This is a genomic window from uncultured Pontibacter sp. (assembly GCF_947502515.1).
Taxonomy (GTDB): Bacteria; Bacteroidota; Bacteroidia; order Cytophagales; family Hymenobacteraceae; genus Pontibacter.
Genome location: NZ_CANNAI010000002.1, coordinates 811,153 through 834,343 on the forward strand (window position 1 = coordinate 811,153; position 23,191 = coordinate 834,343).

Annotated in this window: 21 protein-coding genes; 17 read left to right on the top strand and 4 right to left on the bottom strand. The window is 50.1% G+C overall.

Going from position 1 to position 23,191, the window contains the following annotated elements; all coding sequences use genetic code 11:
• Positions 1–3 precede the first annotated feature (3 nt).
• Complete coding sequence (locus Q1A54_RS08200; RefSeq protein ID WP_299986610.1) at positions 4–1,254, top strand: GAF domain-containing sensor histidine kinase; 1,251 nt, start codon at positions 4–6, stop codon at positions 1,252–1,254.
• Positions 1,255–1,265: 11 nt separating this feature from the next.
• Here the strand turns inward: Q1A54_RS08200 and Q1A54_RS08205 are convergent, their stop codons facing one another.
• Both Q1A54_RS08205 and Q1A54_RS08210 read right to left on the bottom strand, forming a co-directional pair.
• Positions 1,266–2,255 carry a type IX secretion system membrane protein PorP/SprF gene (locus tag Q1A54_RS08205; RefSeq protein ID WP_299986612.1) on the bottom strand — a complete coding sequence of 330 codons (990 nt, stop codon included), beginning with the start codon at positions 2,253–2,255 and terminating at the stop codon, positions 1,266–1,268.
• Between the two features lie 6 nt (positions 2,256–2,261).
• Positions 2,262–6,272 carry an Ig-like domain-containing protein gene (locus Q1A54_RS08210; protein WP_299986614.1) on the bottom strand — a complete coding sequence of 1,337 codons (4,011 nt, stop codon included), beginning with the start codon at positions 6,270–6,272 and terminating at the stop codon, positions 2,262–2,264.
• 241 nt (positions 6,273–6,513) lie between these two features.
• Here Q1A54_RS08210 and Q1A54_RS08215 point away from each other — a divergent pair, with 241 nt between their 5' ends.
• On the top strand, positions 6,514–7,392 hold the full coding sequence (locus Q1A54_RS08215) for a patatin-like phospholipase family protein (protein ID WP_299986616.1): 879 nt from the start codon (positions 6,514–6,516) through the stop codon (positions 7,390–7,392).
• 81 nt (positions 7,393–7,473) lie between these two features.
• Here the strand turns inward: Q1A54_RS08215 and Q1A54_RS08220 are convergent, their stop codons facing one another.
• Together Q1A54_RS08220 and Q1A54_RS08225 are read right to left on the bottom strand one after the other, a co-directional pair.
• Positions 7,474–7,983: a DUF2243 domain-containing protein gene (locus Q1A54_RS08220; RefSeq protein WP_299986618.1), complete on the bottom strand. Its 510-nt coding sequence runs from the start codon at positions 7,981–7,983 to the stop codon at positions 7,474–7,476.
• Between the two features lie 6 nt (positions 7,984–7,989).
• Positions 7,990–8,199 (bottom strand): hypothetical protein, encoded by a 210-nt coding sequence (locus tag Q1A54_RS08225; RefSeq protein WP_299986620.1) that lies wholly within the window; start codon positions 8,197–8,199, stop codon positions 7,990–7,992.
• Positions 8,200–8,447: 248 nt separating this feature from the next.
• Between Q1A54_RS08225 and Q1A54_RS08230 the strand changes: the two genes are divergently transcribed.
• From Q1A54_RS08230 to Q1A54_RS08300, 15 genes are all read left to right on the top strand, one after another.
• Positions 8,448–9,290 (top strand): universal stress protein, encoded by an 843-nt coding sequence (locus tag Q1A54_RS08230; protein ID WP_299986622.1) that lies wholly within the window; start codon positions 8,448–8,450, stop codon positions 9,288–9,290.
• A gap of 64 nt (positions 9,291–9,354) precedes the next feature.
• Positions 9,355–10,764 (top strand): porin, encoded by a 1,410-nt coding sequence (locus Q1A54_RS08235; protein WP_299986624.1) that lies wholly within the window; start codon positions 9,355–9,357, stop codon positions 10,762–10,764.
• Positions 10,765–10,917: 153 nt separating this feature from the next.
• Positions 10,918–12,255, top strand: a complete 1,338-nt coding sequence (locus Q1A54_RS08240) for a rhodanese-like domain-containing protein (RefSeq protein ID WP_299986626.1) — start codon at positions 10,918–10,920, stop codon at positions 12,253–12,255.
• A gap of 118 nt (positions 12,256–12,373) precedes the next feature.
• Positions 12,374–13,021 (top strand): Crp/Fnr family transcriptional regulator, encoded by a 648-nt coding sequence (locus Q1A54_RS08245; protein ID WP_299986628.1) that lies wholly within the window; start codon positions 12,374–12,376, stop codon positions 13,019–13,021.
• Positions 13,022–13,488: 467 nt separating this feature from the next.
• Entirely contained in the window at positions 13,489–14,352 is an 864-nt protein-coding gene (locus Q1A54_RS08250; RefSeq protein WP_299986630.1) for a sulfite exporter TauE/SafE family protein, read from the top strand.
• Positions 14,353–14,475: 123 nt separating this feature from the next.
• Positions 14,476–15,888, top strand: a complete 1,413-nt coding sequence (locus Q1A54_RS08255) for an MBL fold metallo-hydrolase (RefSeq protein ID WP_299986632.1) — start codon at positions 14,476–14,478, stop codon at positions 15,886–15,888.
• Between the two features lie 159 nt (positions 15,889–16,047).
• The gene (locus Q1A54_RS08260) at positions 16,048–16,377 is read left to right on the top strand and encodes a rhodanese-like domain-containing protein (protein ID WP_299986634.1); all 330 of its coding nucleotides are present in this window, start codon (positions 16,048–16,050) and stop codon (positions 16,375–16,377) included.
• A gap of 92 nt (positions 16,378–16,469) precedes the next feature.
• Positions 16,470–17,027: a YeeE/YedE thiosulfate transporter family protein gene (locus tag Q1A54_RS08265; RefSeq protein ID WP_299986636.1), complete on the top strand. Its 558-nt coding sequence runs from the start codon at positions 16,470–16,472 to the stop codon at positions 17,025–17,027.
• A 106-nt stretch (positions 17,028–17,133) separates the two neighbouring features.
• The gene (locus Q1A54_RS08270; RefSeq protein WP_299986638.1) at positions 17,134–17,547 is read left to right on the top strand and encodes a DUF6691 family protein; all 414 of its coding nucleotides are present in this window, start codon (positions 17,134–17,136) and stop codon (positions 17,545–17,547) included.
• A gap of 89 nt (positions 17,548–17,636) precedes the next feature.
• On the top strand, positions 17,637–18,899 hold the full coding sequence (locus Q1A54_RS08275; RefSeq protein ID WP_299986640.1) for an MFS transporter: 1,263 nt from the start codon (positions 17,637–17,639) through the stop codon (positions 18,897–18,899).
• Positions 18,900–18,987: 88 nt separating this feature from the next.
• Positions 18,988–19,317 carry a hypothetical protein gene (locus Q1A54_RS08280; RefSeq protein ID WP_299986642.1) on the top strand — a complete coding sequence of 110 codons (330 nt, stop codon included), beginning with the start codon at positions 18,988–18,990 and terminating at the stop codon, positions 19,315–19,317.
• A 165-nt stretch (positions 19,318–19,482) separates the two neighbouring features.
• Positions 19,483–20,361 (top strand): DoxX family membrane protein, encoded by an 879-nt coding sequence (locus Q1A54_RS08285; protein WP_299986644.1) that lies wholly within the window; start codon positions 19,483–19,485, stop codon positions 20,359–20,361.
• Positions 20,362–20,448: 87 nt separating this feature from the next.
• Positions 20,449–21,081 (top strand): TlpA disulfide reductase family protein, encoded by a 633-nt coding sequence (locus Q1A54_RS08290; RefSeq protein ID WP_299986646.1) that lies wholly within the window; start codon positions 20,449–20,451, stop codon positions 21,079–21,081.
• Positions 21,082–21,191: 110 nt separating this feature from the next.
• Positions 21,192–22,133, top strand: coding sequence for a sterol desaturase family protein (locus Q1A54_RS08295; RefSeq protein ID WP_299986648.1), 942 nt, complete (start codon positions 21,192–21,194; stop codon positions 22,131–22,133).
• A 178-nt stretch (positions 22,134–22,311) separates the two neighbouring features.
• Positions 22,312–23,040: a VIT1/CCC1 transporter family protein gene (locus Q1A54_RS08300; RefSeq protein WP_299986650.1), complete on the top strand. Its 729-nt coding sequence runs from the start codon at positions 22,312–22,314 to the stop codon at positions 23,038–23,040.
• The last annotated feature ends 151 nt before the right edge of the window (positions 23,041–23,191 follow it).

A 23,191-nucleotide genomic window follows, 5' to 3' on the forward strand; every position in this document is an offset into this window, starting at 1 on the left:
GAGATGGACAACCTTCAAATACTTGAGCCTATGCCGGATCAGGAAACTGTACAGCACGAGGAGTTTCAGCGTCTTATTGATCTCTCAGAACTCGACCTTGACTATGGCGATCTAAGCGATAGCTTCAAGGACCTTGTGCGGCTGGCCGCGCATGTGGCCGGCACGGAGATATCGCTTGTAAACCTGCTTGACGCCTACACCCAATGGACGGTGGCAGGGTATGGTTTCCCGACTGGCAATATACCCCGAAAAGAATCTGTCTGCCAGTATGCCATCACACAACCCGATCCTTTAGAGGTCAAAGACCTGATGCAGGATGAGCGGTTCATGAATCTGCGGAGTCTAAAAAGTAATCCTGATCTCAAGTACTATTTCGGATTGCCTCTCCGTACGAAGCGGGGTTACAATATCGGCACACTCTGCGTACTGGACCGGAATATAAAGGAGCTCTCTCCTGAAAAAATAGAATTGCTAAAGATCATTGCAGGCGAGATCGTGCACCGCCTGGTGGTGCACCAGGTTATACATTCGATGCACCAGAAACTGGAAGAAGCCGGACAGCTGAACCGAAGGGTGGCGCACGACATCAGAGGGCCTGTGGGCGGTATCGTGGGACTGGCAGACCTTATCCTGAAAAAGGGAGAAAAAAACAAACTGCCGGAAGTTCTGACTTTCATGAATCTGATCTACAAGAGCGGCCAGTCCATTCTTAAGTTGTCTGATGAGATCCTGACAGCGAACGAGGAGGAAACTGCACAAGAGACTTCCGGTCTGGGTGAAAATGAACTGAACCTGAACACGCTGCGCGAGCGTCTGCTGGAGCTCTATCAGCCACAGGCTACTGATAAAGGGATCACTTTTGATGTGGAGATCGATACGATGCAGGCAGACAGGCCTTTCCCTAAGAAAAGGCTGATGCAGATCACCGGGAATCTGATTTCGAATGCATTCAAGTTTACACCACCGTTGGGAAGCGTGACGGTGCAGCTAAGGCTGGAAGACCTCGAAAATAAATCCCTGCTTCATATCCGGGTAAGTGACACAGGTATAGGCCTGACGGAAGAACAGGTAAGAGGTGTGATGCAAGGCAAATCCTCTTCCACGACCGGCACCAAAGGGGAGCAGGGTTATGGATTGGGATTGCAACTGGTGAAGCACCTGCTCGATGGCTTGCATGGAAGCATGACTGTGGTTTCCTCACCCGGAGAAGGCACCGCCTTCGACATTAAAATTCCGATTCCCCGGCCACTGTAGGCAATCGGGCATTACCAGAAAGTAAGCCCGCTCTGCTGATTTGGATTCGCCTGACGGAAGGTATAGGCCAGGCCGATCTCGTTGGTGGAGCGGCTGATCGAGCGTGCTTCCTGTACCGGGCTTTCGTAGGCGTAGGTGATGCGGAACTGGCGGTAGTGCAGACCAGCCCCCACATGGAAAGCCTGGTCGTTGCGGTAGCCCGCTCCTGCCCATAGCATATCGTTATACACTGCTTTCACCTGTCCTTCGACTGTGCTTTTAAGTTGTTCATCATACTGGTACAGGCCATTCACAATCAGCCCGAAACGATCTGACATGGCGGTGCGGAACCCGGCCTGCGCAATATGTTTGCGGGTATAGACATCTTTCATAAAATTGTCGCTACTTTTCATAAAGTGGCCCCTGGTAATATCCTGCATCCCGTAACCCAGGTAATAATTTGCGGATGCCAGCGCAAAACCCAGGTTCAGGTCAAATTTACTCATGCTGTTCTGGTCGCCCAGTACATGCTGGTATCGCGGGTCACCTGTGTTGTCCACCACCAGGCTGTTGCCGTCGAGCCGGAAATTATTGAAGGTGAGCGATGTACCAAAGCGCAGACTAAGTGATTGTGAAAGCAGCACTCCGGTACCATAGTTAAGACCGAGCTGCGTCTCTCTTGTCGGGCCGAAGCGCTCCTGCAGTGCGATGAGGCCAAAGGCATGGCGGGCACCCATGTAATTGCTGCGCGAGTCGCGGTACTGATAGTGACGGGTACGATCCGTGGTTTTGTTCATATCCGCCATGTCCAGCTCACCTGAGAAGAATAGCGTCTTGGGGGCATCCTCAAATCCTGTCCACTGGTTGCGGTAATAGGTGCGAAGCATGGAGCCTTCACTACCTGTCAGTGCAGGGTTGTAGAAGTGCTGGTAAGCTGAAAAATTGCTGATGTACTTCCGGTTCTGCGCCTGCAGGCCTGTGATGGTGAGTAATAATATAGCTGTTACGAATAATCTGTTCATGAAAACTTACTTAAGTACTGTTAATACACCCTTCTGCACCAGGTTGATATCCTTCACCTCGATGATATAGAAATAGGAACCCTCTTTCACCTGTCCGTCCTGGCTACGACCGTCCCAACCCTGCTCGGGATTGGTGGTATGGAACAGTCTCCTGCCTGCCCGGTCAAATACCTGTATGCTGATCTCGTCGTAGAATTTGAGTTCCGGTACGGTCCAGGTATCGTTGATGCCGTCGTTGTCCGGCGAGAAAGCGTTCACCAGTTTGATCGGATTGGCTGGCTGGTATACCTCCTTGTTCAAGGTGAAAGTTTGTTCAAAGCTGTTTCGGTAAGGATCAGTCGTGCGCACCCGAATGTTGAAGTTGCGTATGCCCGACAGCCCCTCGTTAGACTTCAGGTATAGCTGATCATCTCGGAGCTCAAAGTAGGTGTTGTGGCTGTCTCCTTCTCCGTTCACCAGGGCATAGGTATGCGTATCATCGTCGGGGTCGGTGGTGCTGAACGTCAGCAGCACATCTTCCGGCTTAGCATTAGGCTGAAAGGAGTTGTGGCTGATAGCGATAGCCGTTGGCGGTTGGTTTGGCTCCACCGTGACTGTGATACTGGCCTTGCGGTTGTCCTGATTGGTAGTGTTCGGCTTGAGCACCAGTTCCCCGCTTAAGGTATAGGAGCCGGCTTCCATTCCATTGTAATTGCCGGGCTGCCACTCCACTTCCAGGTCTTCTTCTTCGCCATTGGTATAGCGCACCTGTACCTGCGCAGGCAGTTGCAGGTCCTCAAATGCAGTTCGGAACGGGACGGAGATCGCATCTATGCTACTCACCATCACAATGTTCTTCGTCATCTTCACTACCTCAGCCACGGCGTTTGCACCTCGGTTACCGGCGGCATCCACCTGGTAAAAAGTAAGTGTTAGCGTACCATCGTGCAGACCACTCAGATCCAGGTTTTGTACATTGAAGGAGGTTGCCGTCGTACTGGCGGTGCCCGTCACATCCGTGCCGCCCTTGTCGCTGCTGATGGTATAGAAGTATGTGGCCCCCTGCTCTGCTCCTTTTACACTGAAAGAAATATTCTGCTGGTTGTTATGCTCCACCTTGTCTGTAGAGAAAGCCACAGCATAGCCAGCCGGTGGCGTACTGTCATACTGTATACCCAGGGTATTGGAAGCAGTGTTTGGATTACCCGCCGCATCCTGCGCCATGCCCGCCGTTACACGCACCGTTACCTGGCCATCGGCTGCTGGTTTGATCACGGCGCTGTACGTCTGATCGCCTGTTTTGCTGAACTCACTGGCTGTGCCATTCGCCACTGTGATGTCGCCTACCGCAAAGCCTTCTACCACTTCACTGAAGCGGAAGTTGACAGTGAAAGGCTCGTTGGTGAGTTCGGAGGCATCTGTACTAAGGGCTACAGTTGGTGGTGTGGCATCGTACTGGCGTTTAAGAACGTTTGATGCCGTATTGCCATTGCCGGCTTGGTCTTCCACCTTGTCAGCGGCAAGTTGCAAACTTGTTTCCCCGTCTTTATCGGGTGTCAGCTGCACGGTGTAGGTCGTGTTATCCTGTTTCTGCAAACTGCTCAGTTTGCCGTTCGTTACGCTGAAGGAGTTTAAGGCAAGTCCCGTAACAGGCTCATTGAAAGTGATTGTAACAGGTATAGCCGCATTGCTGAGGTTGCCTGCTGTGGTGGACAATGTTACTGTTGGCGGCGCCACGTCATAGAGCCGCTTCAGTTCGGCAGAAGCTTCGTTGCCGTTGCCGGCTTCGTCAGTCACTTTGTTGGCTGCCAGGCTGACCACGACTTCCCCGTCAGCTGCAGGGCTGATCGTCGCGGTATAAATCGTGGCGCTCTCGGATTTCAGGTTGCCCGCCGAGCCATTCTGCACACTGATGTCAGCCGCCACAAAGCCTGTTACCGCTTCATCAAATGTAAATTTAACAGTGAAAGGTGCCTTCACAATTTGTGGGGCATCTGCGCTCAGCGTGACTTTCGGCCGCTTCAGGTCATAGGCGATCTCCAGCTTATTAGAAGCCGTGTTGCCATTACCAGCCAGGTCAGTTGCTTTGTTGGCCGCCAAACTAAGAGCTGTCGTACCCTGGCCATTGGCGGGTGGCGTAATAGTAGCAGTATACGTGGATTTATTTACTTCTTTCAGATCACTCACAGTTCCACCTGTGACGGTGATATCGCCGGCAGCCAGTCCGTATACCTCCTCCGTAAACTTAAGCTGTACCTGAAAAGCCTCCCGCACGGGAGCTTTGGCTTCCGTACTGATCACAATATCCGGCCGGGTCAGGTCGATGGTCACCGTAAAGGTATTGCTCACCTTGCTCACATTGCCCGCAATATCAGTGGCGATGGCTGTGAAGCGATATACGCCGGCTGGCAGTGTGGTCCCCTCGTAGTTGAAGGACCAATCGCCGGCTTCATTTGCTTTCACTTTGCCCAATTCACCCCGCTCTACTTCACGCACAGTTACCTCCACGCCGCTCTGCGCCTTACCTGACAGACGAATGGTGTTGTCGGAGGTCACCCGGTCATTACTAACCGGACCGCGGTCTTCTGTGACTGCTGTAAAAGTAGGTGGTGTCGGAGGTTCTGTAATGATGGTCCAGGTATGGGTTGCCGGTGTGGCGTCTTTCCGGCCGGCTGCATCTACGGCCCGCACCGACAAGGTATAGCGCCCGTCGGCCAGATTGTTTAAGGTATAGGGATTGCTCACAGCTTCATAGTCGCCGCCGTTCAGACTCACCTCGAAGAACACCGGGCTCTTGTTGCTGGCAAACTCAAAAGAGGCAGACCTGCTGTTCGATATCTCGTTTGGCTTTTTGGTGATGGAGGTCTCAGGGTTATTGGAAGCCGTACTGGCCGGTTTCATGAGCGGATTCAAAACTTTGAACCATTGATTCGCCATTTTCTGAAAACCCGTTGTATGGGGGTGCACCAGATCGTGCATGTCGCCCTGGGCTTCCGTCCACCAGTATGCATACTTTAGCCCGGCTTCCCGCTCCATGTCCACAACAATCACACGGTCGCTGCGTGTGCGGATGCGGTTCTCAGCCATTGTTTTCAGGCGTTGGTTGAATCGGCTTGTCAGCTCGGAGGTGCCGGGCGAGTTGGCATCTTCAATACGATTGATGATCAGGGCCAGCACAACCGTAACTTCCTTACCTGCCCGTGCCTCATAGGCATCTACTTCATCCAGTATGGATGCCATTTCCCCGATGGTTCGGTCATCATCAGAAAGGCCGTAAAAGCCACCGTTGGTGCCCAGGTGCAGCAGGATTACGTCGGGGTTATACTTGTCCAGGTAGGTGCCTGTTCCGCGCGACACCTGCTCTCCCATCTGGTTGCGGTAGCTGCTTGTACGCAGCAGGTCCAGGATGTCGTTTGTGCGGGCAGCGGAGAAACCTGCATTTTGGTCATTGGCTAAAAACTCGCTGCCGGAGCGCTCACTCCCCACATAGGTAAAGCGGGCGTTTATGCCCATCAGCAGATCATATAATTGCTTGCGGTACGATATGCGCTGCGAATCAGGTCGTTCGTCACTTGACACGGTGCCGTGTGTATTGGAGTCGCCGAGCGGCATGATGTTGAAATTCTTGGTTTGCGCATGCGTGGTGGCGCTGACCGGACTACTCCAGGGAGAATCACCTGAACTGGTCACAGCCTTTACGCGGTAGTAATAGGTTTCGCCGTAGCCCAGACCCGTGTCGCGGTAGGTATAGATGTTTTTTCCGTTTGTAACAGGCACCGTGGCATGCTCCTGAAATCCAGCTCCTGCAAACAGCGACCGCTCCACCACGTAGCTGCTTGCACCCGTCACGGCATTCCACTGAACGGTGATGGCGCCAACAAGGGAGGGCTGTGCTTTGACAGCAGCAGGGGCTGTGGCAAAAAATACGTTTGGAGCAGCTATACTTTTGGATCCTGTAAGTGCCGCTGCTATAAGAAGTACTGTAAAAAGTATAAGTCTGGCCTGTTCTCTATAACTGAACGAGTAGATTTTATCCATAGAAATTAAAAGAAACGTAATTGAGCACCTTGCAGAGCCGATGTTATGCAAGTTCAGAGAGCTAAACGAAAAACTTTTTGACAGGTTGAGTAATTGGACCAGAATATATAGTGATACTCGTTGCAAGCAGGGTCAGTTGTCAGTTATTTCTTGTGTAGAGCAAGTCTCAAAGGGACCATTTTTGGACCAAAGAGGAGTCAGAAAAGAGCACTTCGGGCAAAAAACATTATCTTGGCCCAACATGGAACAGAAGAAGGTACACCTGGTGCTCGGGAGCGGCGGCGCCCGCGGACTTGCCCATATTGGCGTTATAGAAGTGCTTGAAGAAGAGGGCTTTGAAATTGTCAGCGTAGTGGGTTGTTCAATGGGAGCTGTGGTAGGCGGCTTATATGCGGCCGGGTTCAACAAGGCCTACAGGGACTGGGTACTTACCCTGACCAGAAGCATGGTCTTTCAATTGCTCGACTTCACCTTTACCCGCCAGGGATTCATCAAGGGCGAAAAGGTGTTTAACCTGCTGCGGGAAGTGACCGGTCCGCAGGAGATTGAAAAACTGAAAGTACCCTTTACAGCGGTGGCCACCGACATGCTCCAAAACGAAGAGGTACACTATACTTCCGGTGACCTCTACAAAGGCTTGCGGGCCTCCATTGCAATACCCGGTGTTTTTACGCCCGTGCTCGAAAACGGGCAGTTTCTGGTGGACGGCGGCGTACTCAATCCGCTCCCACTCAACCTGGTGCAAAAAAACACCGATGAAATAGTACTGGCGGTTAACCTGAATGGCCCGCCACTCGAAGAAAAACCAACGCAAAAAGTGAATGAAAGCCCGGAGGCGGTATCAGCCCTCTGGAAATGGCTGCACCGGACGGGCCAAGACACGGAGAGCACTTCCGGTGAAGCTTCGCCCCTTTCAGATTACTCTCTCAGAGAGCTTTTGCTGCTGACCTACCACATGACCCAGGACCGGCTCACTAGGTTAATGCTGCAGGCCTACCCGCCGGATGTACTGGTAGAAATACCAGCGAACTCCTGCTCGATATTTGAGTTTTACAAAGCCAAAAGCCAGATCGAACTGGGACGTGAAACCTGCCGAAAGGCTTTGCTGCAGCTTAGCTAAGACACTTACACATTTTACCACAGCTCATACAGGGCCAGCGGCTCATTCCATACCAGGAAGGTTTGCATTCAATAGCTTACGCTAAGTGCTTGCCTGCACCTCTCGCCTGCCCTGCTGTATAAGCATCCAACCGGCAATCAATATGACCACAGATATTCCCAGAAATCCGAAGTTCCAGGCTGACTGATTCGTACTGATCTCACGCACGTTGTGCAGCACCAGGATGTGGTGGTCGATGATGCCCTCCACGATGTTGAAAATGCCAAAACCAAGCAACAGACTGCCACCAAATATCCGGTTAGAAAGGACTGATTTGCGTTCGTATACCACCCGCCAGAGCAAGTAAATGCCTAGCGCCGTCGTGAGCCATGTAAAGGCATGGAATATCCCGTCCCAGAACATGTTGGTCTCTTTATTCAGCAGCGTGTCAGGAGGTAATTTAGCTGAGATCATCTGATGCCACTGCAGGATCTGGTGCAGGACGATACCGTCCACAAAGCCGCCCATCCCAATACCGATCAGGGTAGCTGCTGCGATCAACGGACCAGTACGAAGAGGTTGCACTTCTTCGATGGGTATTTGTCTTTTCATAGCTTGTTATTTGAGTTTGTTCAGCCGATACACCGCCGCACCGATGACCAGGAAAGGTAGCAGCATGTAAAAGAAAAGTTTCAGAAAGCTTTCGTCGAAGATGGCCGCCTGCAGAGGCCGGTTGCAGGTGGTGCAGGCAAGGGCTGTTGCGCTACTCAGCAGTATAAACAGAAATAATAAGGTCAGGTGAGCGAGTAAGCCAGGAGTCTTCATCATGCACTATACCTGTTAAAATCAAATCGGTTTTCTGCATGCATATACCTACCTTATAATACTTTAGTTGCTTTATAGACCCTCCTCCCTTCTCTTGTTTGCCCTCCATGTAGCATTATCTCAAAAATCCGGGCTTATGTAACCATAGTCACTGAACGCCGCCTATCTGCTGAGGATCTTTGTACTGTCAATTGACATAAAATCATACAAGTTATTATAAAGCGACACAAACGATAAGCAAGCAACAGACAATGGAAAAGACACTCAACATCATGGTGCCCGTAGACTTCACACCGGTATCTTTCAAGGCACTGCAGTTTTTGAACCTCCTGTTGGAGAAAACTCCTCTCAACCTCCACCTTGTACATGTGATTCAGGTGAATGCCGCCGAGTGGGCCGGCACCACGGACTCCTCTGAAAGTATCGACAGAGATAAGATGTATGCTCAGGAACAAAAGGTGAAGCAGCAGTTTGACGAGCTTAGGAAGCAGGCTGATATGGACTTCACCAGCGCAGTGATATACGGCGGCCTGACCACCAGCCTGACCAGGTATGCTGAGCAGCAGCAGATTGACCTGATCATCATGGGCACCGAGGGAGCTGATGGCTGGTTCGAGCGCCTCTCCGGTTCAGAAGCGCAGCACGTGGTGCGCCATACGCATATACCTGTCATCACGATCCAGAAGGATGCCTCCATCACACCGATTCAAAACATCCTGTGGGTAGCAGATTTCTCGGCCGAGAAACAGCCTGAGCAGTCTGTCAACACCATCAAGACACTGCAGCAGCTGTTTGGTGCCCAGTTGCACCTCCTGCAGATCATTGACAAGGGGGATGCACCGAAACTGGACTCGATCAAAGCCAGCATGCAGCGCTTTGCGGAGGAGCTGGGACTGCAGAACTACGAGCTTCATTTTAAGAGTGACGATAAAGTGCCGGCAGGCGTGCGCAACTTTAACCAGGAGTCAGAGATAGACCTGGTACTGATCGGCACACATGGCCGCAAGGGTTTCAGCCACATCTTCTACGGCAGCATCGCTGAGACGCTTGTGAACCACTGCATCCGGCCGTTCCTTACCTATCACCTCAACTAAAACAATTTCACTTACCTAAACCGGGAGAGCTATAACTCTCCCGTGACCATACGATTATCACATTATGCAAATAAAACTTGCGCTTGCAACCGCTTTGTTAAGCGCTTTGTGGTGGAACAGCGCTGCCGCTCAAGTACATCATGCCGCTGAAAAAACGCATGGCTCTGGACTGGAAGCAGACACTGTGCAAATAAAGAGTGTAAAAGAGTTGTTCACAAAAGGAGAAGTAGAGGGACACGTGCGCAACTACTTTATGGCCACGTTCAACCACGGCTCCCTCTCCGACAATTACGCCAATGCCATCGGAGCAGAGATCGGGTACAAAACCGCCTCTTTGCATGGCTTCCGCTTCGGTTTTGCCGGATTATTTACTTATAACCTGTTCTCCTCCAATATCTGGGAAAGGGACTTCATCTCTGAAAAACACCCGAAATTAGAGCTGGAGCTTTTCGATATAGAAGATCCCCACAACAAAGCGGATCTGGACCGTTTGGACGAGCTATACCTGGAGTATAACTCCGCAAAGCTTCGGGCGAAGGTGGGTCGCTTCTGCTTTGCTTCCCCCCTGATGAACCCACAGGACACACGCATGAAGCCCTATTCATTTCAGGGTATAAAAGTGCAGCTGCCGCTTCAGGGAAAAGGACTTTTCACTTTGGCCTGGTTTGATCATTTCTCTCCCCGAAGTACTGTGGAGTGGTTTAAGGCAGGCGAAACAATCGGAATATTCTCACTGGGAGTAGATGAATTTGGCAACCCATCTGCCTACACACACCAAACGCATACCAAAGGTGTGGCTGTGACTGGTTTGCAGCTTAATCCAAGCAAGCAACTCCAGGCCGAAGCATGGAACTACTGGATTGAAAATGTATCCAACAACAGTTATGGCAGAGCGGTAGTAGAAGTAGCGCCACAGGTAAAGGCAGGTATAGAGGGACTTTACCAGTTCCAGATCGGTGACGGCGGCAACCCTGAAAGCACGCAGGTATACTTCCCTGACCAGAAGCAATGGCTGGCTGGTGGTATGCTGGCCTACGAACCAGAGGATCTGCATCTGTCGCTCAACTACCTGCACATTGACGGGGACGGTCGCTTCCTGTTTCCAAGGGAATGGGGACGAGAGCAGTTTTTTGCGACTATTTCAAGAGGACGATTGGAGGGTGTTGGCAAATCAGATTTGTTCGTGGCCAAGGCCCGCAAAAAATGGTCAGGAAACTTTACGTCAGAGTTAGCATTGGCCAGGTCGTGGCTCCCGGCACCGGATGATTACAGGTATAATAAATACGGTGCGATGTCCTATTGGGGCTGGGTCGCTGACCTGAACTACCGTCCATCGAAGCCTGTACTGGATGGGCTCAGTTTCCGCTTACTTTACATTGGCAGGACCTCTCCGGACATGGACATTCCGCTAAAGGATATGTACTACAACACCAATTTTCACAACATTAATTTTGTCACTCAGATCACTTTCTAGGTATAGAGAACTAAAAAAAACAACAATCTACCCGAGATTAACGCTATGTGACTTACATCACTGTACGGGGCCAACGTATACCTTAATTTTGTATCAGTAATTAGAAATCCATTACTGGTTTCTGAAAACATAAAATATAAAAACCCAAAACCCATGAAAATAGAACAGTTTGAAGACAAAGGCTTAGCACATTACGCTTATGCTATACTGAGTGAAAAAACCGCTGAAATAGTGTTGGTAGACCCGGCTCGCAACCCGCAGCCCTACTACGATTACGCTGAGAAAAACAATGCGAAAATCGTGGGTGTGATCGAAACACATCCGCATGCTGATTTTGTGAGTTCACATTTGGAAATTCATGAAAAAACAGGTGCGACTATCTATGCCCACAGCATGGTGGGTGCAGACTACCCACACAAAACTTTTGACGAAGGCGATGTGCTTGAGATTGGTGACGTAAGGTTGAAGTCTATCCATACCCCTGGCCACTCACCTGATGGCATCAGCATTGTGCTGGAGCACGAAGGCAAGGACAAGGCAGTGTTCACAGGAGATACGCTGTTCATTGGTGACGTAGGCCGCCCAGACCTGCGCGAGAGTGCCGGTAACATCACGGCCAAGCGTGAAGAGCTGGCCCGCCAGATGTATCACAGTACGCGTGAGAAACTGATGAAGCTGGACGACGATGTGCTGGTATACCCTGCGCACGGAGCCGGAACACTTTGCGGTAAAGGGCTGAGCGAAGCCAACAGCAGCACCATTGGTGCTGAGAAAATGAGCAATTACGCCCTGCAGGAAATGAGCGAAGACCAGTTTGTGAAAGTGCTTACCGAAGACCAGCCATTTATACCTAAATATTTCGGCTACGATGTGGGACTGAACAAGCAAGGCGCTCCTGCTTATCAGCCAAGTCTGGACAAGGTGAAGAAACTGGAGAAAAACTTCAAGCCTGGGAAAGGTACTGTGATTGTAGACGGTCGCAGCGAGAAGGTCTTCAAAAAAGGTCACCTCGAAGGGGCGATCAATATCCAGAACGGCGGTAAGTTTGAAACCTGGCTGGGCAGTATTGTTGGTCCGGACGAGCGTTACTACCTGATCGCTGAAACAGAAGAAGAGCTGAACGACCTGATCCAAAAGGCCTCTAAGATCGGATACGAATTGCTGATCGAGGGTGCGTTTGTGCAGACCGAGGCTGCCGAGGAGAAATCACCTGTGATTGACGTGGCCGAGTTCAAGGAAAATCAGGATCAGTATACGATCGTAGACATCCGCAACGCATCGGAAGTGAAAGGTGGCAAGTTCTTCGATAAGGCCATTAACATTCCTCTTCCAGAGCTGCGCGAGCGTGCAGAGGAGATACCATCTGACAAGCCAATAGTTGTACACTGTGCAGGTGGTTACCGCTCTGCGGCAGGCAGCAGCATTGTGGAGGCAGCGCTGCCAGACACCAAAGTACTTGACCTGAGCGAAGCCGTAAACGACTTCAAATAAGCGTCTTATAAATTAATAATTACCAGTGCGGGCACATGTAGTGCTTGCACTGGTTTTTTGCTTTATACTTGCTATACCTTAAAATCTATTCAATCCTTTACGATACGTATACTAAACTATGGAAATACCGCAGAAAGAAGACATCATCAAGCAATTCCCGCAGTTTGAACAGTTGCTACTCGATGACATACTCGCACACAGCGCCATCCGCGAAGTGGAGGAAGGAGAAGAGGTGATGCGCACCGGCCAGTACATCCGCTCTACGGTTTTGCTTTTGAGTGGATTGCTCAAGGTATACCGCGAAGACGATGAAGGCAATGAGTTCCTGATGTACTACCTCGAGCCTGGCAGTGCCTGCGCGATGTCCATGATGTGCACCGCCCGTGACGAGCAGAGCCAGATTATGGCCAAAGCTGTAACCGAAGCAGAAGTCATCCTGATTCCCTCGCACCTCTCCGAGCAGTGGCTTGCCAAGTACAAGAGCTGGCACAACTTTGTGATCGCCTCCTACCGCCAACGTTTCGAGGAACTGCTGCAAACACTCGACAGCATTGCCTTCAAAGGCCTAGATGAACGCCTCCTGTTCTATCTCAAGCGCCATGTAAAAGTAAGCGGCAAAGAGATCCGCCTCTCCCACCAGCAGATCGCCCTCGAACTCAACAGCTCCCGCGAGGTAATCTCCCGCCTGCTCAAAAAACTGGAACAGACTGGTGCTATTACGCTGCATCGAAATTACATTGAAGTACATGACCTGGAGGTTGTTTAAACTGTAGGGACAGGTCGCGACCTGTCCGTGCGAAAAGCTGATCTATGCAACGGGAAGGTATAAGTTCTGAATCACTTAAAAGATATAATTCCTGCATGTGATTGTCTGCGCATAAATAACCTACTCTACCGCTTCTTAATAGAAAGACCATAACAATCAGTTTCTTTTGTCAACCAGAAAGGATCTTGGTAGCATTTAGTTTAAGCTTAACCTCCCGGGGGTAAGGGCCCTCTATTTCAACCTAGTTTCTTTACACAATGACATTATTGTTTTAACTCGTTTACAAGGATGAAACAGCCTTACCTGCAGAATGGAGTTCGGTGCACGATTCGGACAGGTCGCGACCCATCCCTACAAACATATACTCCTAAACTTTAAAACTTCCTTCCCTCTGTGATACTAGTCACTGAAGTCCGATTACAACCGCCATACCTTTGCATTAGATTACAAAACAAACGACATAATCAATGGAAATACTAGGTTATATAGCAGCCCTCTTAATTGGGCTTTCTCTTGGACTAATTGGGGGCGGAGGCTCTATTCTGACGGTGCCGGTACTGGTATACCTGATCGGGCTGAGTCCCGTTATCTCAACTGCCTACTCCCTCTTTATCGTAGGCCTTACCAGCCTGGTGGGTTCTTATAAATTCTACAAAAACGGGCTTGTCAGCATGAAGACAGCCATCGTGTTTGGTTTACCTTCCATTGTGGCGGTATACCTGACGCGCCGCTACCTGGTGCCGGCCATACCTGAGGAGATCTTCTCGGTTGGCGACTTCATGGTCACCAAGGGTATCATGCTCATGCTACTGTTTGCCGGGCTTATGGTGTTTGCCTCCATCAGCATGATCAGGAAGAAGAAAGCACCTGCCACAGCACCCACCGACCCTGTGGATACAGTAGACGAGAACATCGACACGGAAATTGATGTGGAGGGTAATGGTACGCCACACCCTCAGCCAAAATTCAACTATGGCGGCATTCTGGCCGAAGGTCTGGTTGTAGGTACACTCACCGGTCTGGTAGGTGCTGGCGGTGGATTTTTGATCATTCCGGCACTGGTGCTTTTCAGTAAACTTGATATGAAAATGGCGGTGGGTACTTCCCTGTTAATTATTGCTGCCAAGTCGCTTTTTGGATTCATTGGCGATATTTTCAACTACGAAATCGACTGGATGTTCCTGGGTATTTTCTCAGCCATTTCGATTGCTGGCATCTTCGTAGGCACTTTTCTTTCAGCTAAGATCCACGCCGACAAACTTAAAACCGCTTTTGGTTGGTTCGTCCTGGTGATGGGGGTGTATATCATCGGAAAAGAGCTTTTCTTCTAAAAAAATCACTTGCGTGACCAATGTCACTGTGTCACGCTGATTATATTCAGATATTTGTATGGTCATCGGATAAGCAGGTGACCATTCAACCTGAAAAAAACAGCATTCAAAAATTCAATACCCATGAAAGTAGAACAGATCTATACCGGATGTTTGGCACAGGGTGCTTACTACATCGAGAGCAATGGCGAAGTAGCCATTGTAGACCCACTGCGCGAGATCAAGCCATACCTGGAGAAAGCTGAAAAGGCAAACGCAAAAATTAAATATGTACTGGAGACGCACTTCCACGCCGACTTCGTGTCAGGTCACGTGGACCTGGCAAAAGCCAGTGGTGCCCAGATCGTTTTCGGTCCTAACGCACAACCTACTTTTGAAGCGCATATTGCCACCGACGGTGAGGAACTGAAACTGGGCAATGTGATCATCAAGGTGCTGCACACACCGGGTCACACCATGGAGTCTACGACTTACCTGCTGCTCGACGAGAACGGTAAGGAAACAGCGATCTTTTCTGGTGACACACTGTTCATCGGTGACGTAGGGCGTCCTGATCTGGCCGTAAAATCTGATCTGACAGAAGAGCAACTGGCCGCACACCTGTTCGACTCGCTGCGCAACAAGATCATGACTTTGCCTGATGACGTGGTGGTATACCCTGCGCACGGTGCTGGTTCTGCCTGTGGCAAAAACATGAGCAAGGAAACAACTGACCTGCTGGGTAACCAGAAGAAGTCAAACTATGCCTTGCGTGCCGACATGACGAAAGAAGAGTTTGTGAAAGAAGTAACAGACGGTTTGCTGCCTCCTCCGGGCTACTTCCCGATGAATGTGAAGATGAACAAGGAAGGCTATGCCAACATCGAGGAAGTGCTGACGCAAGGCCAGCAGGCACTGTCGCCGGAGGCTTTTGAGGCTGCTGTGAACGAGACAGGTGCGCTGGTACTTGACACACGCAAGCCGGAAACTTTTGCAGCTGGTTTTATCCCGAACTCGATCAATATCGGCATCGACGGCAGCTTTGCCCCTTGGGTAGGCGCCCTGATTCCGGATGTACAACAGCCCATCCTGTTCGTCGCCGACGAAGGCCGTGAAGAAGAAGTGGTGACCCGACTGGCCCGTGTAGGCTACGACAATACGCTGGGCTATCTGCAAGGCGGCTTCGAAACCTGGGCAGCAGCTGGCAAAGAAGTGGACACGATCAAGTCTATCTCTGCGGCTGAGTTTGCTGCTGACTACGCCCAAAACAACAACATAAAAGTAGTAGACGTGCGCAAGCCAGGCGAGTACCAGGCCGAGCACGTAGAAGCAGCCCAGCATGCGCCACTGGACTACCTTAACGACCACCTGGCTGAGTTGCCGAAAAACGAGGACATGTACCTGCACTGTGCCGGTGGCTATCGCTCTATGATTGCAGCGTCTATCCTGAAGGCAAGAGGCTTCGACAATGTGGTGAACGTTGAGGGTGGATTTAAGGCCATTGCTGAGACAGCTATACCTAGAACGGCATACGTTTGCCCTTCTACACTGAAGTAATTTTGGTTTAGTTTAGTTTGATCGGGGCCAGTCAAAAGCTGGCCCTGATTATTTTAAGGCCCAACCATGCTGCGTGACCAAAGTCACTGAACCTGTTTTATGATACCTGTACCTTTGTATAGTAAATTGAAATAAGACAAACATTAAACGCATAAAGCCATGTTCAATATCTTTAAATCCGCTCCCAAGAACTACGAAAACCTGGACGGAAAAACATTCAAAACTAAATTCCAGAGCGCTCCTAAAGCCGAGTTGCTTGACGTGCGTACGGCCGGTGAGTTTGCCTCTGGCACAATCAAAGGCGCGAAGAATTTGGACGTAACCACAGGTCAGTTCCAGAATGCACTAGGCTCACTAGACAAAGACAAAGAGTACTTCGTATTCTGCCGCAGCGGCAACCGCAGCGGATCTGCCTGCGATCTTATGAGTGCACAGGGCTTCAAGTGCTATAACCTCGCAGGAGGCATCGGTGCCTGGCCAAACAACTAATAAAAATTTAAAAGCAGCTATGGAAGGGGCACGCGACCTCGCTCCTTCCCTGCTTTCTCTCTAAATCACCAATTACTAAATAGATTAAAAATATGTTAGAGTTTATAAGCCAACCATGGCCATGGTATACCTCGGGTATCGTGATCGCTTTTGTCATGGTGCTGCTGTTGTTTTTCGGCAAGTCGTTTGGTTTCTCGGCTAACCTGCGCACCATCTGCTCGGCCTGCGGCGCCGGCAAATCGGTTAAGTTTTTTGATTTCGACTGGCGCTCCCAGTCCTGGAACCTGCTGTTCCTGGTAGGTGCCATCATAGGCGGTTTTATCTCTGCTGAGTTTCTATCATCTGGCGAGCCGGTACAGATCTCCCAGGCCACCATCCAGGACCTGCAGCAATTGGGTATCTCAGCCCCTGACGGTATGCAGCCAGAGGAAATCTTTGGATTGAGCGCCGCCTTCACCCTCAAGGGATTCCTGATCCTGCTGCTAGGCGGATTTGCAATCGGATTCGGTGCTCGCTACGCAGGTGGCTGTACTTCTGGTCACGCCATCAGTGGTATCTCCAACCTGCAGCTGCCGTCGCTTATCGCCGTGATCGGCTTCTTCATCGGCGGACTGATCACCACCTACGTGCTGCTACCTTTAATCTTTTAATGAATAGTGAGTAATGAATAATGATTAATAAGTATCCAGCATTATTCATTACCTGTCCATTTTCATCAATTATTCATTAATCATTCGTCATTATTAATTATAACCCGTGAAAAGTATAAAGTTTATAATAGCCGGCATTTTGTTCGGCATCGTGATGAGTAAGTCGGAGGCGATTTCCTGGTACCGCATTCAGGAGATGTTCCGCTTCCAGGACTTTCACATGTATGGCATCATCGGTACGGCTGTCGTGCTGGGCACCATTGCCACGCTGGTGATCAAGAAGTTCAACTTGCGTGACTTCCAGGGCAACCCGATCGTATTTACACCGAAGGAAATGTCTATTCCGCGCTACATCATCGGCGGTACCATTTTCGGTCTGGGTTGGGCGCTGACAGGCGCTTGTCCGGGTCCGATGTTCGTGAACGTGGGCTTTAGCTACTGGGCGATCTTTATCGCTATCGGCGGTGCTCTGGCAGGTACGTATCTGTACGGTGCCATCAAAGACAAATTGCCGCATTAAGAAGAAATTTGGCTAATAGTTAAAAATGCGTTGGAAGCTTTCTGCCTGAAGCAGAGGCTTTCACGCATGTTTAGAAAAATATACTGACCATGTCGACTACAGATACAAAACTAGGATTGAGAGAAAACGCAACGCAGTTCTGGCTGCTGGTGCTGATCAATGGTTTTGTGGGTGCTATGGTCGGACTGGAGCGGTCTGTAATCCCTGAATTTGCCGAAACGGTTTTCGGTATCAGCGGGCACACGGCGCTTCTGTCGTTTATCGTGGCCTTCGGTCTGGCTAAATCTATTGCCAACATGATGATGGGCAGGCTGACCGTACGCTTCACCCGCAAGCAACTGCTGCTGATTGGATGGCTCTTTGCCTTGCCGGTGCCGTGGCTCCTGCTCTATGCGGACAACTGGTGGTGGGTGATCTTTGCTAATCTGCTGCTGGGTATCAACCAAGGCCTAGCCTGGTCGGCTACCGTGGTCATGAAGATTGACCTCGTGGGTGAGAAAAACCGCGGATTAGCGATGGGTATAAACGAATTTGCCGGTTATTTAGCCGTTGGGCTTGTCGCATTTTTGGCCGGCTACATTGCCTCCTCAACAGGGGAAGTGACTTACGCTTTTATACCGGGTATTGCTTTCTCGATCATCGGTCTGTTGCTCACCTGGTTCCTGGTGCGCGATACGCATGCACATGTTAAAACCGAGACAGCGCAGACCAGCATACCGCTGCTTCGCAACGTTTGGAAAGACACGACCTGGCGCCATGCCAACCTGGGATCTGTGACACTAAGTGGCTTTGTAAACAACATGAATGACGGTATTCTGTGGGGCTTGCTGCCGGTGCTGCTCATGAGCAAAGGCTATACCTTGCAGCAGGTCGGTCTGTTGGCAGGTATATATCCGGCTGTGTGGGGTATCGGGCAATTGGTGACGGGCAAATTGGGTGATGTGCTTTGCAAGAAACAGTTGTTGAGCATTGGCATGATGCTACAGGGCGTGGCCATCGGCGTGTTATTCTTCAGCCAGGCCTATGCAATTGTCATCGCAGCTTTGGTACTTTTGGGAGTTGGTACGGCACTGGTATACCCTAACTTTTTGTCAGTCGTTGCTGAAAATACGCACCCCGAGCAGCGTCCGCAGAGCCTGGGCATCTTCCGTTTCTGGCGTGACTTTGGCTATGTAGCCGGAGCCGTGGCGGCGGGTGTTTTCAGCGATCTCTTTGGCGTGGAATTTGTACTATTGGGCACGGCCATCCTGACCGTTGGGGCAGGTATACTTTCCGAGATACGGATGTGCTGCACCAAAAGGCTCCTGTGGCACAGTTCCGAGTGCGGGACTAGCTTGGTGGCCAAAGCTTAAATTTGTAAATTTACGTGAGTACCGGCCAGTTATACCTGCTGGCAAAACACGAACTATGAACAACTATCTGCTACTTCTTTTAAGCACTATGCTTTTCCTTTTTACGCTGGCCCAGCCAAATAAGCCTGCGAACGGAATGGCCTGTGCCCTTAAAAGCGAACTGAAAGCAGCGGATAGTCATAAAAAACTTAAGCGCCCCTGTGCGAAGAAATGCCTGAAGCACCAGACACATTCAGAGCAAAAGAACGCAGCCAATGTCACGATCGATTGTGGCCAGCAACTCTTCGCTCTGGTGCATGACACACAGTCAGACTTATTTTCTACTTCCTCAGTCAGGCAGCAGTTTAGACTCCTCTCCCCTCCTAAACTTCTGGCTCCTAGTCTGGGTGCTGATCCAGACCCACCGCGATTTTCTTAATATATCAAATGCTTTGTGATGATACAGTCAAGCAGATACCAGGTATGCCCCTGTTGCTATACCTGCCGGGCTGTGTCTTATTCGACAAGTCAAGGCGATAGGCATTCCCTATTCTGCTGCGACGATTATTTTAAGAAAATAAACGCTATTATGGAAAATACACCTTTGCAAAAAATATCATTCCTGGTGCTCCGCATCATGGGTAGCCTGATCTTTATCCTGGCTGGTTTCAATCACATTCTTCAAACTGCGGGTGCAGCCGCCCGACTTGAAAAGGCACCTTTTGCCAGTTTGGCTACCTGGATAGCACCCGCCGAAACCCTGATTATTTTATCGGGTGTGGGTTTGCTCATAGGAGGCTCTATGCTGTTGGCTGGTTTTAAGACCAGACTGGCGGCCGCTTTACTACTGGCTATCCTGATTCCGATCACGCTTACCGTGCAGGTGGGTGCCGAAGGATCCGGACCATTGTTCAAGAACATTGCCCTGATCGGAATGCTCCTGTTTTTCATTGTGAATGGCGCCGTCCACTATGGGCTGGACCAGACATTTTTTCAAAACAATCAGATGAAATCAATTCAAAAGAATAAAATAAACAGTAATTATGTTGCCATGCTGGCACTGTGTATGCTAGTGTTCCTCGGCTCCTGCGCCACCGGCACGACAACTGCCCAAAGTACAACAGCCTCCGCAGCAGCAGAGACTAACGGCAAAAAATACGCTGTGCTGATAAGTCAGCCCAACCATCTAAAAGCTGCTGTAAATACAGCTGAAACTATCACAAAGGAGAGTCGCTACCAGCGGAAAAGTTTTGTAGTGATGGCCTGTGGTAAGTCTGTGGAGGCATTTGTGAAAGGCAGTAACCTGGCCGGTGAATTTGAAAAAGGCAAAGCGGCTGGCATCACTTACCGCGTCTGCGGGATGTCGCTTAAGCAGTTCAACATCGACGCGGGTTCACTGGTAGACGGTGTAGAAGTGATTCCGAACGGCCTGACCTATATGTTCGACCTGCAGGAACAAGGCTATACCACTGTAGAGTTATAAGCTTAGAGCAAGAAAGTGTAGATTTATATGCGACTCAGTAAAATTGATCTGATTCGCACAAACTGACTTCTATTAAAAGACAATATCATGAATAAGAATAAATTTTCAATCAAGAACATACCTGGCTGGGCGATCACGCTCGGCATTTTCGGCATCCTGTACCTGACAGGTCTGCATACCGAAGCTATCGGCCAGGTGCAGCGCATCCTGTTGGCAACAGGTATAAAAAATGCGGATGTGCCGGCCATAGATGAGGTTGCGAAAACCTCAACCGAAACTACAGTCGATGCATCTGCAGGGGCACCCATGGCAGGTGCCGGCTTCAAGATGGTAGGCCTTGATGGTAAAACCGTAGCATTCGAAAGTCTGAAGGGCAAGGTGATCTTCCTGAACATCTGGGCAACCTGGTGTCCGCCTTGTATTGCCGAGATGCCAAACATCCACAGCCTGTATAAGAAAATGGACCCGAATAAAGTCGCTTTTGTGATGCTGTCGGTAGATGAAGGGGGTATGGACAAGGTGAAAAAATTCATCGACAAGAAGGGCTATACCTTCCCCGTATACATGCCAGCCAGCCAATTCCCGCAGGAGTTTTACAGCACCGCTATACCTACTACGTTCATCATCTCACCGGAAGGTAAGATCGTAGCCAAGCAGGAAGGTATGGCCGAATATGACACCAAAGAAGTACGCGAGTTTTTACAGGGGCTCTCGAAATAAATACACTGAAAATAGCCGGTTCCAAACATATTGCCGGCTATTTTTTTATACTTACAAGATCAAATCCCCGGGAACAAATTCTCTGGACAATTCATTGCAAGTAAAGCTGCATGGAAAAATACTGGAACATCTTCACAAGCTCTTTTTCAGACTACGGTAATTACCTGTGGCGTGAAATGCTGTACCCAAGCTGGGGCAACTATTTCTACTGGCTGGTGGGCTTGTCGCTGTTTTTCTGGCTGCTGGAAGTCGTGCTGCCGTGGCGCAAGGGACAACCGGTTATCCGGCAGGATTTCTGGCTTGACGGCTTCTATATGTTCTTCAACTTTTTCCTGTTCTCGCTGATTGGTTTCAATGCCATTTCGAACATTGGTGTGGAAGCCTTCAACGATTTTCTGGGCTTGTTCGGAATCCGGAATTTAGTGGCCTTTGAGATACAGTCCTGGCCGGTGTGGGCGCAACTGCTCACACTTTTTGTTCTGCGCGATTTCATTCAGTGGAACGTGCACCGTCTCCTCCACCGCTCCGACTTTCTGTGGCGCTTCCACAAGGTACACCACTCGGTACAGCAGATGGGCTTTGCGGCGCACCTGCGTTTCCATTGGGGCGAAACCGTGGTTTACCGCACCTTGGAGTACATTCCGCTGGCTATGATCGGCTTCGGCATTCAGGATTTTTTCCTGGTGCATATTTTCGCCACGGCCATCGGTCACTTCAACCACTCCAACCTGCACCTTCCACTGGGTCCGCTGCGCTACCTCTTCAACAACCCCCAAATGCACATCTGGCACCACGCCCGGCACATGCCCCACAGGTATGGCGCTAACTATGGCATCAGCCTGAGTGTGTGGGATTACCTGTTCGGCACGGCTTACATGCCGGAAGACGGGCGTGATATTGAGCTCGGTTTTGAGGAGGTTGAGCAATACCCGAAGTCCTTTATAGAGCAACAGGTATATCCTTTCAAAGAGCGGGTAGCTACACCTATGGAAGCAGTATCACATACAGAGTTCAAACTTATACCTGCTGAAGAAGCCGTTTCGCAGGATTAAGGTATAAAGTATTCCATCAGTTTGAGCGAAACGCTTGCTGGTGGTTAATCATTGGGCCCATCTGTAACAGGCCTCACACGACATGAATGATTCGCACAGGAGGCGACCTGTCCAAACGAGCGGTGTAATATTCCAGTTTTTTGTTAACTTTCTAATCCTCAAACTCCAACACTCCCCTATGTTGCACCACGAAGTTCAGACGGAAGACAAAATTCTATTCTTCAAAAAAGAATATATCTCAGAGTTTGTGTACGGGGGTATAGACGGGGCCATCACCACCTTTGCCGTGGTGGCAGGAGCTGAAGGTGCTAACCTAGGTATAGCGGTTGTGATCATCCTCGGGCTGGCCAACCTGATTGCGGACGGCTTCTCCATGTCAGTCGGCAACTTCTTTTCCACCAAGGCAGCCCGCGACAATTTTGACCGTCACAAAGCCCGCGAGTATTGGGAAGTTGATAACCTGGGCGATATAGAAAAACAAGAAGTCCGGGAGATTTACGAAGCCAAGGGCTTTAAGGGCGAGCTGCTGAACCAGGTAGTCGAGGTCATTACTTCTGACAAAGACGTGTGGGTGGATACCATGATGAAAGAAGAGCTGGAGATGACCCAAGACGACAAAACCCCCATTAAAACGGCTTCAGTCACCTTTATCAGCTTCATCGTGGTGGGCTCCATTCCCCTTTTGGCCTACATCTTTGCCGGACTCGATTCAGGTATAGCAGGAGCCGAACTATTCCTTTACTCCAGCATCCTGACGGGTATTGCCATGACGATCGTAGGTGCTCTTAAAAGCATTGTAACCGAGCGGAACATCATGGCAGGTATAGCCGAAACACTGCTGCTTGGTGGTTTAGCTGCTATGCTGGCTTATTTTGTAGGCGATGTGCTGCAAAGTGTTTTTATGTAAATTCCGGGCCTGTTGCAAAATCTCTGCCCGTCGGTTTTTGGGCTGATTCTGTGTAAAAACGGGTGAACGATAAATGGCTGTAAATTAAAATTTCAGCTTCGCTAGTTGCCTCACAAATAGTAGTATATTTGCGGTTGCTTATGGCCCTGGT